This is a genomic window from Amycolatopsis lurida (assembly GCF_900105055.1).
Taxonomy (GTDB): Bacteria; Actinomycetota; Actinomycetes; order Mycobacteriales; family Pseudonocardiaceae; genus Amycolatopsis; species Amycolatopsis lurida.
Window position 1 is genome coordinate 5,744,368 of sequence record NZ_FNTA01000004.1, and the last position, 17,220, is coordinate 5,761,587.

A 17,220-nucleotide genomic window follows, 5' to 3' on the forward strand; every position below is an offset into this window, starting at 1 on the left:
GTCCGGTCAGCCCAGCAGGTAGGACGTGTGCAGCATGACAGTCTCGTCGACGGGAACGGAGACGGTGTTGTCGGTCCACATGGCCAGGTCACCGTTTCGCTCGATACTGAGGTCGAGGAACTGGTGCGAGCCGACGTGGTGGCCACTCCAGGTGTTCCCGGCCCAGCGGTGGGCGTACTGCGGCTGGTAGGCCTGCGGCATCTTCAGGATCACCGTGCCGTGTCCGGCCGGGGTGTTCTGGCGCGTGACCGCGCCCCGCACGTACACCGTGGGGCCGATCCTGCGTATGTGGACCGCGGTGGCGTCCTGGGAGTCGCCTGGTCTTCCCGCCGTCCAGCCGGTGACCACGGGGACGGCCTGCCAGCCCGTGTCGTCCTCCACCACCAGCGATCGCCACGTGGCACCGGTCCAGAACTCGAGTCTGCCGGTGTCGGCACGATGCACGTACAGGCCGGGGTAGGCGTCGGCGGGACGTTCGCTCGCGTTGCGCACGGGCAGGATCCCGCCCACCGCGCAGGTGTACGGGCGCAGGTCGGTGATGTCGCCGCCGGTCACGGTCGAGGTGTTGGCCCGCACCGTGACCCTGGCGAGCTTGAGCACGTCGCCGGTCACCACCGGGTCGCTCGGTTGCGACGCGGGGCCGCCCGGGACGATCTCGACGGCGAACTTCGATGTCGAGTCGCCGTACTGAGCGTCCGTCTGCCTGGCGACGACGAGATCGTGCCGGTTGTACGAGCCGTGGGCGGGCACCTTCAGCACGTCGAGTGTCTTCTGCTCGTCCAGCGTCGCCAGGTACGCGCCCGCGGCGGCGTGCCGGGTGCCCTGGATGACGGCCTGGAACGGTTGCACGGTCACGTTTCCCGACGGCGTGGCGGTGGCGCGGACCACGCCGGGATCGCCGGGGGCGGGCCGCAGGCCGGTGCGGGACTGTGCCGGGGTCCTCCCGGGCGCGGCGAGGGCCGCGGTGGCCAGCCGGGCGTCCTCGGCGTCGACAACGGCGCCGCCGACCCAGCCGGAGTCGCGTTCTGGCATGGTTTCGTCTCCTAGCTCGGGATCGCGAGAACGTTGATGGAGTCGTACGGATGGCCCCAGCCAACATGGGCCGACCCGTCACCGTCGAACCGCTGGATGCCCAGCTCGACGGTGACGACCGTGTCGGCGGGCTGACTGGCGATCCCGGTCACCGAACCGGTGGCCATCCCGGCGCCGATCGGGGTGTTGACCACGGTCAGGCCGACCGTGGTGCCGTTGGCCTGCAACGTGATGTCGTACCGGTCGGCCGCACCGGAGGTGTCGTAGAAGGCGATCGCGGTGATCAACAGCCGTCGCGCGAAGTACACGGCGGGGATGGTCAGCCGGTTGAACACGAGGCGGTTGCCGCCCACCGTGTCGCCGCCTTGCGGCCAGCCCGGATCGTTGGGTCCGTAGATGGCCAGCGAGTTGGCCACGGCGGGTTTCCAAGCCGTGCCCTCGTAGACCTCGAGCACCCTGAGGTCCTGGCGGTACACCAGCTGGCCGGCGTACGGCACGGCGGGCCGGTTCACCTCTCCCTGGACCGGCACGACACCACCGGCGGAGCTGGTGAACACGCGCCGGTCCTGGAGCTGCGGCGAACCGATCGTCGTCGCGTTAGCGGGTACCGTGATCCGGCCCAGCACGATGACGTCCCCGGTGACCGTGGGCTCCACCGGCGTTTGCGCGGGCGTTCCCGCGACCAGGCCGACGGTCATCGCCGACGTGGTGTCGCCGTACTGGGCGTCGGTCTGGCGCGCCACGATCAGGTCGTGCCGGGCGTAGGTCGCGTGGGCGGGCACCGCACCGAGCACGTCGATCGTCTTGGCCTGGTCCAGGGTCACCAGGTACGAGCCCGCGCTGGGCGAACGGGTCCCCTGCACGACCGCCTGGAACGGATTGACCTGCACCTTGCCGGACGGCGGACTGGTCGGGACGACCCGGCCCGCGCTCGCCGCCGGCCGCAGCCCGGTCCGGCTCTGCACCGGGGAGTTCCCGGCGGCCACCAGGGAACCGGTGGCGAGCCGGGCGTCCTCGGCGTCGACGACGCCACCGGACAGCCAGCCGGAATCACGCTCGGGCATCAGTGGCTCCTCGGGTCGAAACGGTCAGCTCCATGCGTCACGCCATTCGGCGGTCAGCCGCGCGGCCGGGTTGTAGACGGCGGCCCGGAACGCGACGTCGATCCCGCCGCGGCCGAGCGGGAACCAGCGGGAATGGGGTAACAGCACCGAGCGGCGCGACGCGAGGCCTTGCAGCAGCACGGTTCGCGCGTCGGTGTCCACGACGAGCACCTCGCCGGCGGCCAGCTGGATCTGAAACGCCAGCTCTTCACCGGTCTGGGTGTTGACGATCACCGGGTCGGCGCACGGGCCGCTGATCTTCCACGTCGGCCAGGCCGCCACCGTGCCGTCGTTCGCCAGCGACAGCCTGCCGCCGGTGGCACCGGTGCCGAAGTCCAGGGGGAAGGTCAGCGGGAACGTCAACCCGCCCGCGGAGCTGGGCAGCGGACAGCTCGCGACACGCAGTTCGGCGGAGTAGCGCAGTGGATCCGGCGCGGTGACCTGTACCGAGAACTCGAAGACGCCCGCCTTCTTGTCCAGGATCTTCGACTCGCTGGACAGCCGCACCATCGCCCGGCGCACCGCGTGGGGCTCGGTCACCACGAGTGGGAACAGCCGCGATCCGTCGTTGAGCACGGCGGCCAACCGGTCTTTGGCGCGCTCCTTGCTGATCCGGTCCGGCGCGACCGCGGTGCCCTCCAACGTGATCACCCTGGGCGAGCGATAGGACGGCGCGTCGAACGCGCCGTCCCGCTCCGGCCGGTCGGTCAGCGTGAGCCGGACGGAGGGGGAGGAGGCCCAGCCTTCCTCCTTGGTCACCCACCACTCCACGCCCTCGGTGTCGACCGTATTGCCCGCCCAGCCGTCGACCGAGAAAACCGGTTGCTGCAGAACGGTTCCCGGGGGCCGCATCGTGGTCATCGCTTCCCCGCCCAGGCGAGTTCGCGCGCGGCGATCCGGCCGATCTCGTATTCGGACTGCCGCGCCCTCGGGTGGATGTTCACCGTGACCGGCTTGTCGTCGCGGCGTTTGTTCGTCAGGTCGAGCAGTTGCGGCAGCTTCGACAACGGGATGATCGCCTCGGCGTGCCCGGCCTCGGCGACGTTCACCAGCCGCCCGCCCGGCACCGGCGTGGCGATACCGCCCGCGGCCAGCTGCGGGATCTGCGGCAGGTTGATCCCGAAGGTCTTCCCGCCGACGAACGGCACCCAGTCCGGGATGGTGACGCTGATGCTGTTGAGGCCGCGGATGGCCATGTTGACCAGGCCGATGATCGCGTTGATGGGGGCCTTGACCGCCCCGAGTACCGCTTCGAACGCGGCGCGCGCGAAACCGGCCAGCCCGTCCCACGCCGCGCGCAACGCGCCGGTCACCCGGTTCCAGACGGCCGGGATGGCCTCACCGATCCAGGTGATGACCGGCATGATCACGTTCTTGATGCCGTTCCAGGCACCGGAGACGACCGTGCTGATCACGTTCATGGCGGTGCGGAAGATCGTGGAGATCACGTTCCAGACCGTGGAAATGACCGTCTGGATGACGTTCATGACGGTCCGGATCACCGTCATGACGATGTTTATGTACGTCCGGACGTAGGTCTCGATCCACGGCCATACCGCGCTGATGATCTTGCGGATGAAATCCATCACCGCGCCGACGACCTGCCCGATGATCCGGAAGGCCGCCGACACGACTTGCCGCACGCGCTGCGACTGCATGGCCATGTCGACGATCTTGGCGACCAGCGGCAGCAACAGGCTCAGCAGGAAGCCGAGGACGTTGGCCTTCATCGCGGCGTTGAGTCCTCTTTGGGCGGTGGTCGCCGTGCGCAGCCCCTGGCTGAACCGGGAGAAGAACCCGCCACCGGACGCCGCCTGCCGCCCGGCCTGCTGTACGGACCTGGCCGCCTGGTCGGCCGCGGTCTTGAGCTGGCGGACCTGGGTGGCGCTCTGGCTCGTGGCCGTACGGAACTGGCCGCCCGCCCCACTGGCCTGCGCCAGCGCCGCACGGAACCGGCCGACCGCGCCCGTGGCCTGTACCAAGGCATTTCTCATGCTGGCTGGCTTCCTTCGTCTGCGTGGTGATGATCAGCGGAGGGACTGTTCGATCGCGTCGAGCCGTTGTTTGAGCTGGTTCATGGTGGCGCTCGTCCCCTTGACCGCGTTGTTGAGCTCGTTGACGGCGCTGCGAGTCTTTTTGCCCTCGGCCCTGATCGCCGCGGCTTCCTCGCCTCCCGCCTTGCGGGTCTTCTGGTTGGCGTCTTTGATGCTTTTGTTGATAGCGTTCTGCAGGTTGTTGATGCGGACGTTGACCGCTTTCACTTCTGTGTTGACCTTGTTGCGGACGGCGTCGTCGTCGGCCTTGACTTCCTTCTTCGTCGCCAGGCCCTCGATGGCTTGTTGCGCCTTGGTCGCGACACGGTTCGCGGTCTCCGCGAGCTCCTTCGCCGAAGTGCCGAGTTTTTTGAGCTGGTCGGGTGCCTCACCCCGTGCTTCCGCCCGGCGTTTCTGGACGATCTCCCAGATCGACGGTGGCTCCAGCTTGAACGCGGTCCATTCGACCTTGAACAGGTTGAGCGCGCTCGTGACGCCGTTGAGCTCGTTCTTGATGGCCGTGACCTCGCCCTTGTGGAGCACGGCCGGGTCGGGGAACGCGACCTTGAACGCGGCGACGACCTGCTTGATCATCGCCTCGCTCTGCTCAGGCGTCATCGGGCCGGGGCCGGGGCCGGGGCCGGTCGGGTAATAGCCCCCGATGGGCGGCATGGTCACGTCTGCCTCCTAACCACTGCGCAGGAAGGCGAGGATCTCGCTCGCGTCCGTGCTTTCGGGTTCCGCCGTCGGTGCTTCCTCGTCGGCCGCTTCGGGGCCCGGACGTGGAATGGCTTGCGGGTACGGGATCTCTTCGGCGTTCTCGTCCCGGTTGACGGTGGCGAACATCCAGTTCGACACCGCCAGGTGATCCACCACCGCGGCCAGCAGATGGTCGCTCAGGCGCCACTCCGCTTCCTCGCCGTGCAGCGATTTCGCGAACGACGAATCCCGCGGCAGGTGCTCGATGAGCACCTTCAACCGCCGGGACGACAGTTTCTCCCGGTACCAGTCGAGCAGATCCACGTTGTAGTACCGCAGCAGGTCGGCCTCGAGGGCCTCGGCATGCTCTTCGACGAGCGTGCCGAGGCTCAGCCTTCCCCCAGCGGCAGACCCGTCTCCTTGCCGTAGGCCTCCAACAGCGCGGCGACGTCCTGCACGGTCACCAGGTGCTTGTCGAAGCGCTCGTACTGCTCCTCGCCGAGCAGTATTTCGAGCAGGCCGTCGACGTCGTTGTCGTCGACCTGGCTCAGTTTCCTGGCCATGGCGCGCGGGAACTCGCGGGGCAGCCGGAAGACCTCGTCGTCCAGTTCGAACTCCCAGTCCGTGCCGTCCACTTCGAGGCGCTGGGCTCGAGCGGCGTTGACGTTGAAGCGGGTCATGGCTGTGTCCTTTCGGAGCAGGGCGGAGAGTCGATCGTCAGACGGCGGCGTAGGCCGGGTCCTTCATCAGGAAGGTGACCAGCGGGGCCTTCTCGTCGACGGCCAGCGCCGTGTAGGTGACGCCGAGTTTCAGCGGAGCGGTGCGCACCAGCGCCATCTCCTCGGTCTCGGTGACCTGTCCACGCGCGACGATGAGGCGGTACTTCACGTCGTTGCCGTCGGTGAACTCCACGCCGAGCATGCGCTCGTCGAACTTCGGCTCGGCGGCCATCTCGTACTTGTGGACGCCCGACGTCCCGACCTGCGTGACCGCGCCGCCCCCGAAGAAGAACGGCATCGTGTCCTCGTTGAGCTGCAGCATCTGGAACTTGAAGGTCAGGTCGCGGTCGGAGTAGACGAATCGGGCGGGGCTGACGCTCTGCCACGTGTCGATCGGGTCGATCTTGTCCTTCTTGGCCACCTTGACCCCGTCGGTCGTGGTGTAGCCGAGATCCTTCCAGTCGGCGCCCCACGCCGCGGTGGTGTCCGCGGGAGCCGCGGTGCCCAGCGGGGCGACGAGGACACGGCCGCTACCGGCGACCCGGATCTCCTTGGCGTTGGAACCAGCCATCTGTGCTCACTCCTCGGTTCGGAACGGAAAGGGTCAGGCCGGCCGGACGAGCAGCCGCACCGTGGCCAGGTAGCGGCTGGCCGCCGCGTGGTGGTAGTCGGGCAGCCAGCGCGGCCCGTCCATCTCGGCGACGTCGACCACCCGCGCGCCGCCGTAGCCGACTTCGCGCAACGTGAGGACCGCGGCCCTCGCGAGCAACGCCACCCCGTGCGCGGCCGTCTTGTCGGGGCCGTAGCACTCCAGATCGATCAACGGCTGGTCGAGGTACTGGTCGTCGATCCACGCGCCGCCGACGCGCGAGACCAGCACGGTTTTCCGGGTGCCGTCGAACCCGGGCGGCGGCTTGTTGTCCACGAGGATCCCGGCCAGTTCCGCGCGGTTCTTGATCGAGTCGACGACCAGCCGCTCGACATCGGGGAAGACGATCGGGCCGGTCACTCCTTGCTCGCCTCGGCCCGCTCGGCCGCGGGTTCGCCGCCGTCGTCCTCGGCGCGCACCGCGATCCGGCCGACCAACGTGACCGCGACCTGGTCGTCGACATCGACCACGTCGCCGGGGGCGTGGCCGTCCCACCAATAGGTGAGTCGAATTCTGGGCATGGCTCTCCCTGTAAAAGCGCTGGCGGGCAGCGAAACGCGAGCTGGCAGAATCGCGCGCGTGAATGCCGCGGGCTCGGTGAATTCATGCGGAGAGGTGCGGGTGAAATGGTGAACCACGCCCGCAATGCGCCTGGTGCTGGCGCGTCAACCGTCGAGCGGGTACACGTATCCCCCCGGAATGTCGTGGTATTACCCCGAAAACGCGAGAGCTCCGCAGGCTGACCCCGATATCGCTCTGCCGGTGCTTGAGGCCGAGTATACGCAAATCGGCGTCCGGCTCAAACGATTCGCCCGATAAGGCAAGGCAGGTTCTTTCGGGCAAGATCACTCGGGTTTGGATTGTTCTTACGAATTTCTGTGGCGGTATCGAAGCGGAGGCCGCCCGCCGGGAGAAAGCCGCCCTGGTTTCCGCGGTATCCGTTGAACCGGACCGGCCCCGCGAAGGAGGGGTGAGCGGGCCGGCGGAGCGACTGGTCACGCACGGTCACGCGACGGTCACCGACGTGTCGTAGTGGGTGGGCCCGGAGAGACTCGAACTCTCACTGGCACGGACCTAAACCGTGTGCCTCTGCCAATTGGGCTACGGGCCCCAGTACTGCCCCGAAATCGTAGCGTGCGACACGATCCGCGTTTCTCGGCGTGGCCGGTGCCACCGTGAGGGGCGGCGTCCTCTAACGTGGGCTTCCAGCAAGTCCGTCGCGGCGAGGAGGACACGTGGCTCGCGATCCCGAGACCATCGAGCGTGAGATCGAGCAGGCCAGGAACGCGCTGGTCGCCACGCTCGACCAGCTGGGCACGAAGGCGAACCCCGCGAAGCTGGTGGATTCCGCGAAGACCGGCCTGCGCGCGAAGCTGGACGAGCCCAAGGTGAAGTACCCGCTCATCGGCGGGGCGGTGCTGATCGGCGTGCTGCTGATCCGCAAACTCCTGAAGTAGGTCTCAGGAGGTCTGAGCCGCCTTGGCGGGTGTCTTGGCGGGCTCGGACTTCTCCTTGGACTTCGCCTCGTCGACGGCCTTCGGGAGTTCTTTGCCCTGGGGCACCGGGGGCTTGCCGCCGGTCTTCTCCTTGGCTTTGCCGTTCGACGGCGGAGGAACCTCGAGCGGTTCGATCTCCGGAAGCGTGAGCCTCGCCGTCATGTAGGCGGCGGTGAACTCGAGGGCGCTGCCGTTGAGCAGGTGCACCACCGTCGAATGTTCCGGCGGGGACAGTTTCTCGACCAGCTGGTCGGCCCGGTCCCGTGCCGCGATGATGCCCGGCGCGCGACCGGTCAGTTCCTTGCCGGAGCCGCTGACCGTGATCTTCCAGTCGTCGTCCTCCTGGACGTACGACGCGGTGATCGGTTCGGTCATCCGCCTCACCCCTCTCCTCGCGAGCAAGCGTCACTCAATGGACTCGGTCAGGCCGCCGTCATGACGCCACTTTCAGGTGGTGGCGCCCCCTCCTGACGGAGGCCGCGACTGTCCATCAGACTTTCTACAGTGTCATCGATACAGTAGGACAACTCTGTGTCACAAGACACTGGCGGCAATGTGCTCTGAGTGACGACCGAATGGCCTAATGCACGAGCATCTTCACAGTCGTTTCAGCGGGCCCGCCCGGACAGGCCTGACCAGAGGACGTCCATGGCGTATCCGGTCGCCGTTTCGGGGCTGACGTCCTCGTGTCGTTCGCACCAGATCGCGAGCCGCTCGCACGCGCCGACGACGAATTCCGCGGACGCCTCGGCGTGGAGGTCGTCCCCGGCGTCGAAGTAGTCACCCATCAGTGCGGCGATCAGGTCGGTCTGCTGGCGCCGGGTCTGCTCGATCTCGTCGGCGGCCCCGGTTCCGATCAGAGCCATTTCGTGGCGGAGCAGTGACCAGGCCTGCCGTCGTTCGCGGATGAAGACGAAGAAGGCGAGCAGCCCGCGCCGCAGCGCGTCCTCGGCGGACGTCGCGCCGATGGTCGCCCGTTCGGTGACCTCGCGCAGTGCTGCCCGCGACTGCTGGATGCAGGCCAGCAGCAGCCCCTCTTTCGAGTTGAAGTACTCGTAGAGCATCGGCTTGGAGACCCCGACGCGTTCCGCGATGTCGTCCATCGACGCCGCGCTGTAGCCGCGGTCGGCGAAGACCTCCTCAGCGATCTCGATCATTTGCCGCATTCGCTCTGCTCGTGGCATGCGTTTGCGCTTCGCCGTCGTCACCACAACACTCTACCGAAGGTAACCTACTTCGAGTAAGGTGAACTCCCGGTAACAGGTAAAACGAACGAGAGGTCGGGGTCATGGGCAACCGCACCGAGACCGGTGTCGTCATCGTCGGAACCGGTTTCTCCGGGCTGGGCATGGCCATTCAGCTGCGCAAAGAGGGCCGCGAGGACTTCGTGATCCTGGAGAAGGCCGACGACGTGGGCGGCACGTGGCGGGACAACACCTACCCCGGCTGCGCCTGCGACATTCCCTCGCATATGTACTCGTACTCGTTCGAGCAGAACCCCGGCTGGTCCCGCGCGTACTCGCCGCAGCCGGAGATCTGGCAGTACATGCGCGACGTCGCCGCGAAGTACGACCTGCACCGCTTCATCCGCTTCGGTCAGGAGATGACCGGCGCCCGCTGGGACGCGGACGAGAACCGCTGGCATGTCGCGTCGAAGTCGGGTGACGAGTTCGTCGCGCCCGCGCTGGTCGCCGGAGTCGGCGCGCTGCACCTGCCGCAGATCCCGAAGCTGCCCGGCATCGAGCGTTTCCAGGGCCGGGCGTTCCACTCGGCGCGGTGGGAACACGACTACGACCTCGCCGGCAAGCGCGTCGCCGTGGTCGGCACCGGCGCGAGCGCGATCCAGTTCGTGCCGCGGATCGCGAAGGACGTCGCCGAGCTGACGCTCTTCCAGCGGACGCCGCCGTGGATCATGCCGAAGCCGGACCGTGAGATGCCGGAAGCGCTCCGGAAGACGTTCAGCTCGGTGCCGCTGCTGCAGCGCGCCTTCCGCGACGTTCTCTACTGGGGTCTCGAAGCCCGCGCGATCGGCTTCAACGGACAGCCGTGGGTGATGAAGATCGGCCAGCGCATCGCGCAGCGCAACATCCACAAGAGCGTGAAGGACCCGGAGCTGCGCCGGAAGCTGACGCCGGACTACACCATGGGCTGCAAGCGGGTCCTGGTCTCCAACGACTACTACCCGGCGCTCGCGCGGGACAACGTCGACGTCGTCACCGACGGCGTGAAAGAGGTCCGCGAGCACAGCGTCGTCGACGGCGCCGGTGTCGAGCACGAGGTCGACGCGATCATCTACGGCACCGGATTCCACGTCACCGACGCCTTCGACGATCTGGAGATCATCGGCCGGGACGGGCGCAACCTCGGCAAGGAGTGGGCGACCGAGGGGATGCGGACGTACCAGGGCATCACCGTGTCCGGGTTCCCGAACCTGTTCTTCCTGCTCGGCCCGAACACCGGGCTGGGGCACAACTCCGTGGTGTTCATGATCGAAGCGCAGATCTCCTACGTCGCGCAGGCGCTGCGGCTCGCCCGCGGCAAGGCGCTCGACCCGCGGCCGGAGGCGCAGGAGCGCTTCAACGGCGAGATCCAGCGCAAACTCGCCAAGGGCATCTGGACCCAGGGCGGCTGCAAGAGCTGGTACCTCGACGCGAAGGGCGTCAACCGCACGATCTGGCCGGGCTTCACCTGGCGGTACTGGCTCGACACCCGCAAGGTGCGCCGCGAGGACTACGAACTCCTCGGCTGAAAAGAGGGGGAGGTCCGTGAAAGCCAAGATGGGGGGCATGGCCTTCACGGACCGGGGAACGCCGCGCTCATGAGGGGTTGAGCCGGCGAAGCCTTCCGATGAGATCGACGGTGGGGATGCCGCAGAGTTCGGCCATCCGTTCCAGCGCCGCGAGGTCGAGATGGACTTCGGCGGAGCCGTTGTCGCTCGACCGTTTGAGCCGGTCGTCCGCCCACCGCCGCAGCGGGAGCAGTTCCTCCTGGTCGTCCTTGATCACCTGGCGCAGGTCGACCCGGACCCGGCCCGGTTCGTCCACGAACACCCGGCGATGCACCTTGGCCAGCAGATCCTGTGGCAGCTCGTCCATCGCGACGCACAGTTCGACCAGCCGCACCACGGAACAGTGCCGGGTGCCCAGCTCGTAGGTCGCCAGCGTCTGGAGCGAGATCTCGCTCTGCAGATGCTGGTTCAGTTCCTTGCGTGTCCAGCCACGTTTACGGCGGAGCTTGCGGAGCTCGTCTCCGAGTATCCGCTGATAGCTCTCAGCGTCGATCAGCACTCCCCATCCCCTGCCTTGCCAACCTTCTCCACCGCCCGCCCCGTGTGACAAAACCGGGGACGAGCGCGCTCACGTGTATGAAAGTCGGCAGGGCCGCCGCTCTTACGCGGTTTCGGGGGTGGTTTTCCGGTCGATTTCGGCTCGTTGGGCCGAATGGGTGAAGGAATGGTGCTCGACGGCGGCGCGAGAGCCACTTTCAGGACATCTGACGTCCTGAAAGTGGCTTTCGCGACACTCGGTGCAGCGCCTGCGCGTCAGTTGACGCAGGGCACGCCTTCGGCGGTGATCGGCTTCTCGGCGGACTGCTCGGGCGGGGGCGCGGCGGCCGACGAACCGGCGGCGTTCTGCGAGGAGCCGGAGCCTTCCGTGCCGCTCGGCGCCTTGAAGTCCGACCCGAGGAAGACCATCACATGCCCGGCCTCGACGCTCTTGTCCTCCTGGACGGTCGGGTTGCCGCCGAGTGCCTCGGCGACCGCCTGACCCTTCGCCTTCTCGCCCTTGGCGACCCAGACGACCGTCTTCTTGCGCGCGCTCGCGGTGGCCGTGTCACCAGCGGTGAAGCCCTTGTCGACGAGCTGCTTCAGCACCGACGAGGCCAGCCCGTCCCGGGGCGTCGAGTTGCGGACGTCGACCGTGGTCGCCTTGTTGGGCGACTCGGCGGGCGGCGCCTGCTGCTGTTCGCCCGGCTGCGGGCCCGCGAGCCCCTGGACGAAGTTCTTCACCTGCTTCGGGTCGACCTGGATGGCGACGCCGTCGTTCGGGGTCTTGTACTCGATGTTGACGATCGGGATCGTCCGGAACTCGAGCTGGCCGCCGGTCAGGCTCTTCATCTGCTGCGCGAAGCCGAAGACGTCCCAGTTCTGGTTGAGCACGACCGACTTCTTGATCGCCGTGATCAGGTCGTTGAGCTTGCCCGGGTTCGCGAGCGTGCCCGCCGACAGCACCTTCCGCGCCATCCCGGCCATGAACACCTGCTGCCGGACGACCCGGTCGAGGTCGCCGCGCGGCAGCCCGTGCCGCTGCCGGACGAAGCCGAGCGCCTCGACACCGGAGATGGTGTGCGGGCCCTTGGTGAACTTCGCGCCGGAGAACTGGTCGTTGACGTCGTCGTTGAGGCAGACGTCGACCCCGCCGATGGCCTGCGTGATCTCGCTGAAGCCCAGCAGGTTGATGGCGGCGTAGTTGTCGATGGTCGACCCGGTCAGCTGCTCGACCGTCTTGATCAGGGTCTTCGCCCCGGCCTCGTTGGCCTTCTGGTCGAGTTCCTTCGGGTCGGAGACGCCGTTCTCCTGCTGCTTCTTGCGCTCGTCGAGCATCGCGCGGGCGTAGGCCGAGTTGATCTTGTGCTTCCCGTAGCCGCCGGGGATGTCGACGTAGGAGTCGCGCGGCAGCGAGATCGCGACGGCCTTGGAGCCGTCGTTCGGGATGTGCACGAAGATCAGCGAGTCGGTGTTCAGTTCGCCGTCGGCCTGTCCGGCACGCAGCTGGGCCAGGACCTCCTTCGACAGCGGATTGCCCTGCGCGTCCGTGCGGCTGTCGAGGCCGACGAGCAGGATGTCGCGGGCGCCGTCGGCGGGCTTCTCGCCTTCGTCCGCGCCGATGCCGACGTTCGCGAAGGTCAGGCCGTCCATCGCGGCCCACGCGTACCCGGTCAGGCCCATCACCAGCAGCGAGACCAGGCCGAGAGCGATCTTGGGGCCGCGGAACGACCGTCGCCTCGGGGCCGGGCGCCGGGGCGGCATGCCCGCGGCCTGGCGGGAAGGGGCCGGGCGGGCTCCACGGGGCGGGGCCGGTCGGGAAGGAACGCGTCCGGGCGCGTCCTGCCTAGGCCGGGCGGGACGTCGATCCCCATGCCCATTCCGAGGCGGGTACTCCACGCGGTCTGCTCCTTCTGGTCGTTACCGGTTCGACGGTCTCTTCAAGGGACGCATGGTGCCTGTTGCGGGTTGTCGCAGGATTACACATCCCCCCGAAGATGTGGCACGCACCACCGTTTTCCTCCTGATGGTACGGAGAATGCCTGGTCAGCGCCGTATGGATCAGGGTAGGACACGCCGGGCGGCGCGGGCCGGGACCAGCGTGGCGGCCGCCGCGAGCATCGCGACGACGATCGTCGCGACCGGCAGCGCGACGGACGCGGCGCTCACCCGCTCGCCTTCGAGAGCCGTCATCAAAGGCGGCGCGCACGCGACCGCGCACACGAGCCAGGTCCCCGTCATCCGGCTGGTGCCGTTCCGCACGGTGTGCAGGAGGTACACCCCGAGCAGCAGGTTGACCAGGCTCTGGACCGGGCCGAACCGGATCCCGAGGAGGTCGGCGTCGGCGGACGCGCCGCCGAAGCGGGTCAGAGCGAACCCGAACACGCCGAGCATCGCGTACGCCATGCCGACCGTCGCCGCCGCGCGGCAGAAGACCATGGCCCGCAGGCCCGGCTCGTCGACCGCCCGCTGTTGCGGTCCACGCAGTTGAGTGTTCCAGTGCCGCTCGAACCACCAGAAGACGAGCACGGCGGGCACGGCCAACAGGGCCATCGCGAGCAGGATTCGCGGGCGCGCCAGCCAGCTGAGCCCGTCCACGAACGGTCCCGGCAGGTAGACGACCGCCACGAGCAGCAGCATCGCGGACAGGAAGCCGAGGTACAGGCTCATCGGGGCGCGCAGGACCAGACGCGCGGTGGCGGCGACCGCGGGACGGTCGCCGAACCGGGCCAGCGGCTGCGAGAGCAGGCCGAGGAGCGCGAGCTGGACCAGGCCGAGCAGGAGCACGCCCCAGGGCGGACCCGACAGGGCCGCCGGGGCGCCGGGGCCGCCGAGCAGCATCGGGCCTTCGCCGCGGACGGCGACCGCGAGCCCCAGCCCGGCGGCGCCGGTGAACGCCGTCGCCACGAGGGCGCCGCGCGGCAGGCGGACGCCGTCGGCGTGGGCGAACGCCAGTTGCTGGACGAACAGGGCGAGGAACAACGTCTCCGCGTAGCGCGGGACGGCCGAACCGGACCACTGCGCGGCGGCCTCGCTCGCCAAGGTCAGCGCCAGGAGCCCGGCGACGGAGGCGGTCCGCGTCCGTCGGTACAACGTCAGCAGCGCCGGCGCGAGCACGACGGTCAGCAGGAAGACGCCGAGCAGCCAGAGCGGATGCAGCGCGATCCGCATGACGGTGGCGTTCGTGCCCGTCGGGATCCCCAGCACCTCCAGCGCGAGGGGGACGACCAGCGCGACGACGGCGAAGATCAGCGCCGGGCGCAGCAACGGGCTCGCGCGGTCGGCGAGGTACTGCGGATAACGGCCGCCGGTCGCGCGGATCGACCGCCAGCCCGCCTCGTTGATCCGGCCGACCGCGAAGAAGATGAGCGGGCAGAGCTGGGCGAGCCAGGTGAGCGGCCACAACGACCGCTCCGGCGCCCCCGCCCAGTGCGCGAGCGCGACGGCGGATTCACCGAGCAGCATGAGGACGACACCGGCGACCCCGAGCAACGCCCACCGGCCGACCGGGACGACGGGCCGCGGCTCGCGGGGGAGCGTGACGGTGGTCCGGCGGTTGCGAACCCAGCCGCGCAGCCGGAACACCAGCAACGCGCCGATCACCAGCACACCGACGATCATCGGGCCGAGCGGGTCGCCGACCGGCGGCCCCCAGCGCTGATGCCAGGAGTTGAGCACGAGACCGGCGGTATAGAGGGAGGCGACGACGTCGCAGGTGCCGCGCGAGTCCATCGGGTTGAGGACGCAGGCGTTGTGCATGTCGGCCGAGAGCCGGTCGTCGAGCGAGGCCCTGGCCTCCTGACCGAGCGGGTGCCCCTTGCGTTCGGCGTAGCGGAGGATGTCGTAGCCCAGGTCGTGCGCCTTGCAGGGGACCGCGTAGTCCCACTTGGTGTTGTCGTCGCCCCAGGGTGCCGAGCAGCCGCCGTCGGTGTGGACGGCGCGCACGGTGCCGTCTCGCGCCGTCATCACCCCCGGGGTGATGCCGCTGACCGCGGTGAAGTCGGCGGGCAGCGCGGCGATCGCGTTCTCCACCGGGCCCGGCCGCACCAGCGCGTCGACCGCGTTCTGCGCGGCGAGGATGTCACCCGTCGGTGGTCCCTGGTCCGGCGGCGAGGCCGGCCGTGACGCGATCAGCCCGAAGCCGAACACCAGCACCGTGACCAGCAATAACCAGCCCGAAGTCGACCACGGCCGCCGGATCCGGGCGGGACGAGCGGCGGCTTCGGCTGTCGCTGGCATGGCGTCCAGGGTGCCATCCGCCGATCAAGGCCGACATCCGGATAACCCCCGAGTCGCGCCCGGATGGGTGACCAGGGGCTGAAGGACGCTTTCCCCGTATGCGACGCGGCGAAGGGCGCTTTCACCACGCGGGATGCGGTGAAGGACGCTTTCAGCCCTGGTCGGTGGGCGGCGAGGGAGGGGGCCGGTCCACGTCTTGGGCGAAGCGCACCTGGTTACGGCCGTTCTCCTTGGCCACGTAGACGGCGGCGTCGGAGGCGTGCAGAAGTTCCTCCAGGGATTCACCGTGACGGGGGAACAACGCCGCGCCGATCGAGGTGGTGCGGCCCGAGATGGTCACCCGGCTGCCCCTTTTGTCGGTAGTCACTATATGCAGTTCGGCGATAGCACTGCGCACTCGCTCGGCGGCGAGTTTGGCCGCCGTTTCGTCGATATCCGGCAGGAGTACGAGGAATTCTTCGCCGCCGAACCGGCCGATGACGTCGGCGGGCCGGGTGACCTCGTCCAATTTCCGCGCCACATCGCGGAGCACGTCGTCGCCCGCCGGATGTCCATATGTGTCGTTAATCCACTTGAAGTGATCGAGATCAATCATCAGAAGGGCCAGGTTGTCGTCCGATCGGGCAGTCCTGCCGAGCGCCCGATCGGCCGACTCCGACCATCCGCGCATGTTGAGAACACCGGTTTTCGGGTCCGTCCGCGCGTCGTTTTGCAGTTGGTCGATCTCGGCGAGGCGATTGAACACCACCGTCACCACGGCCATCACGATCACCATCGGTGGCATGATCAACAGCAGCACCGCGGTGACCGCGCCGAGGCCGATCGTGATGGCCTCCAGCAGGTTGTCCGCCGTATTGCCGAGCACGGTGGAGATCGACGGCCGCTTCGGCGAGCCGAGCGCGAGGATGCCGCCGATGTAGGCGATCTGCACCGCCTCGAAGACCATTCCGGTGACGATCAGGACGCCGAACTCGCCGAGGGTGTCCCAGCCGGAGATCCGCCCCCATTCATGCGGCCCGAACGCGGCGAAGGTGAGCGACGCCAGCGTCACCGAAACGCCGTGGGTGACCGACGAGAACACGAAGTTGTGCGCGGGACGGCGGGCGATGAACCAATGCTGGATCCGGACGATCGCGATGATGGAAAGCGTGAGCGAAAGCGGCAGGATCACCGCGGCGGGAAATGTCCACACCGCGGTGAGGTCGATGAGGACGGTATGGCTTCGATCGCGCCGCCTTTCCTCTTGCCGCTGGGTGAGCTGAATATGTGCCGTGGCGCCGACCGCGAGAATGGCGAAACGGACCCAGTCCGTTCTTCCCGGATTCGCGGAATTCATCGTCGCGACGACCATGATCGCGATTCCGACGGCCTCCATCGCGAAAAGGAACGCGATGAATCGCTTCGGCCGCTGCCACAGCGCCCACGCCCTGGGATCGTAGGGATGACGTTCCGGTGGTGCGGCCTGGTCACCTTCCGGACTCGCCTGCCCGCGTTCGGTCACCGGTACACCGCTCTGGGCGGCGGGTGTCGCCGTCGCGTCGTCAAGGTCGCCGGTGCCGTCACCGTGCTGGCGGCGGTCACCGGTCTCGGCTGGCAATTGCTACCTCTTTTCCGCGCGGACGGCACGGCTGAGTAATCTCACCGGTACCGACTGATACACCGTTCGTATTCCACGGCCGGTATCATCCCATCGCATCGGTTGTCCGACACAGGCAAGGGTGCCCGCGAACACGGACCGGAGGTGGCAATCGTGTCCCGTGATTTCTGATCTTGGCGACTGAATGTTTTTCGAGACGTGACGCGGAAGGGGTGACGGATAGTGTCCAGTCGTGACTTCTGAGCCCGGACAAGGTATTAGTTCGCAGCAACGAGGTGGCCGGGAGGTGTGTGACCGTGTCGAGCCGTGACTTCTGATCCGAAGCCGTTTCTTTTCACTGAGGTGCCGAAGCAGTGTCGTGTCGAGATTTCCGAGTACGAACCCGCCG

The 17,220-nt window shown here is 68.0% G+C and carries 18 protein-coding genes and 1 tRNA gene; 2 read left to right on the forward strand and 17 right to left on the reverse strand.

Annotated elements, in window-relative coordinates; translation table 11 throughout:
• Positions 1-6: 6 nt before the first annotated feature.
• The 11 genes from BLW75_RS32695 to BLW75_RS32740 all read right to left on the reverse strand — a co-directional run bounded on the left by BLW75_RS32695 (position 7) and on the right by BLW75_RS32740 (position 7,346).
• A complete protein-coding gene (locus BLW75_RS32695) occupies positions 7-1,032 on the reverse strand; it encodes a hypothetical protein (protein ID WP_034315233.1) in 1,026 nt (341 codons plus the stop codon).
• Between the two features lie 11 nt (positions 1,033-1,043).
• A complete protein-coding gene (locus tag BLW75_RS32700; RefSeq protein ID WP_091598753.1) occupies positions 1,044-2,096 on the reverse strand; it encodes a hypothetical protein in 1,053 nt (350 codons plus the stop codon).
• A 24-nt stretch (positions 2,097-2,120) separates the two neighbouring features.
• A complete protein-coding gene (locus BLW75_RS32705) occupies positions 2,121-2,996 on the reverse strand; it encodes a phage distal tail protein (protein ID WP_091598756.1) in 876 nt (291 codons plus the stop codon).
• A complete protein-coding gene (locus tag BLW75_RS32710; protein ID WP_143055374.1) occupies positions 2,993-4,129 on the reverse strand; it encodes a phage tail protein in 1,137 nt (378 codons plus the stop codon). The genes BLW75_RS32705 and BLW75_RS32710 overlap by 4 nt, the downstream gene beginning before the upstream one ends.
• A 33-nt stretch (positions 4,130-4,162) precedes the next feature.
• Positions 4,163-4,846, reverse strand: a complete 684-nt coding sequence (locus BLW75_RS32715; RefSeq protein ID WP_034315236.1) for a hypothetical protein — start codon at positions 4,844-4,846, stop codon at positions 4,163-4,165.
• Between the two features lie 9 nt (positions 4,847-4,855).
• Positions 4,856-5,191 (reverse strand): hypothetical protein, encoded by a 336-nt coding sequence (locus BLW75_RS32720; protein ID WP_034315238.1) that lies wholly within the window; start codon positions 5,189-5,191, stop codon positions 4,856-4,858.
• A gap of 65 nt (positions 5,192-5,256) precedes the next feature.
• The gene (locus BLW75_RS32725; protein ID WP_034315240.1) at positions 5,257-5,547 is read right to left on the reverse strand and encodes a hypothetical protein; all 291 of its coding nucleotides are present in this window, start codon (positions 5,545-5,547) and stop codon (positions 5,257-5,259) included.
• 37 nt (positions 5,548-5,584) lie between these two features.
• Entirely contained in the window at positions 5,585-6,157 is a 573-nt protein-coding gene (locus BLW75_RS32730) for a phage tail tube protein (RefSeq protein ID WP_034315242.1), read from the reverse strand.
• A 33-nt stretch (positions 6,158-6,190) separates the two neighbouring features.
• On the reverse strand, positions 6,191-6,595 hold the full coding sequence (locus tag BLW75_RS32735) for a hypothetical protein (protein ID WP_034315245.1): 405 nt from the start codon (positions 6,593-6,595) through the stop codon (positions 6,191-6,193).
• On the reverse strand, positions 6,592-6,756 hold the full coding sequence (locus BLW75_RS42980; protein ID WP_167373546.1) for a hypothetical protein: 165 nt from the start codon (positions 6,754-6,756) through the stop codon (positions 6,592-6,594). The genes BLW75_RS32735 and BLW75_RS42980 overlap by 4 nt, the downstream gene beginning before the upstream one ends.
• A 516-nt stretch (positions 6,757-7,272) precedes the next feature.
• Positions 7,273-7,346 (reverse strand) — tRNA-Leu (locus BLW75_RS32740).
• 124 nt (positions 7,347-7,470) lie between these two features.
• On the opposite strand from BLW75_RS32740, the gene BLW75_RS32745 reads away from it, so the two are divergent.
• Positions 7,471-7,692, forward strand: coding sequence for a DUF3618 domain-containing protein (locus BLW75_RS32745; protein WP_005165704.1), 222 nt, complete (start codon positions 7,471-7,473; stop codon positions 7,690-7,692).
• A gap of 3 nt (positions 7,693-7,695) precedes the next feature.
• Here the strand turns inward: BLW75_RS32745 and BLW75_RS32750 are convergent, their stop codons facing one another.
• Positions 7,696-8,106, reverse strand: a complete 411-nt coding sequence (locus BLW75_RS32750) for a hypothetical protein (RefSeq protein ID WP_198935773.1) — start codon at positions 8,104-8,106, stop codon at positions 7,696-7,698.
• Between the two features lie 233 nt (positions 8,107-8,339).
• A complete protein-coding gene (locus BLW75_RS32755) occupies positions 8,340-8,897 on the reverse strand; it encodes a TetR/AcrR family transcriptional regulator (protein WP_167373547.1) in 558 nt (185 codons plus the stop codon).
• A gap of 122 nt (positions 8,898-9,019) precedes the next feature.
• On the opposite strand from BLW75_RS32755, the gene BLW75_RS32760 reads away from it, so the two are divergent.
• The gene (locus BLW75_RS32760) at positions 9,020-10,480 is read left to right on the forward strand and encodes a flavin-containing monooxygenase (RefSeq protein ID WP_034315251.1); all 1,461 of its coding nucleotides are present in this window, start codon (positions 9,020-9,022) and stop codon (positions 10,478-10,480) included.
• Between the two features lie 67 nt (positions 10,481-10,547).
• Here BLW75_RS32760 and BLW75_RS32765 read toward each other — a convergent pair whose 3' ends face one another.
• From BLW75_RS32765 to BLW75_RS32780, 4 genes are all read right to left on the reverse strand, one after another.
• Positions 10,548-11,018 (reverse strand): helix-turn-helix domain-containing protein, encoded by a 471-nt coding sequence (locus tag BLW75_RS32765; RefSeq protein ID WP_034315254.1) that lies wholly within the window; start codon positions 11,016-11,018, stop codon positions 10,548-10,550.
• A 254-nt stretch (positions 11,019-11,272) separates the two neighbouring features.
• Entirely contained in the window at positions 11,273-12,895 is a 1,623-nt protein-coding gene (locus tag BLW75_RS32770; RefSeq protein WP_034315256.1) for an LCP family protein, read from the reverse strand.
• Between the two features lie 162 nt (positions 12,896-13,057).
• Positions 13,058-15,235 (reverse strand): phospholipase A2, encoded by a 2,178-nt coding sequence (locus BLW75_RS32775; RefSeq protein WP_034315260.1) that lies wholly within the window; start codon positions 15,233-15,235, stop codon positions 13,058-13,060.
• Between the two features lie 151 nt (positions 15,236-15,386).
• Positions 15,387-16,832 carry a GGDEF domain-containing protein gene (locus tag BLW75_RS32780; RefSeq protein WP_034315265.1) on the reverse strand — a complete coding sequence of 482 codons (1,446 nt, stop codon included), beginning with the start codon at positions 16,830-16,832 and terminating at the stop codon, positions 15,387-15,389.
• Between the last annotated feature and the right edge of the window lie 388 nt (positions 16,833-17,220).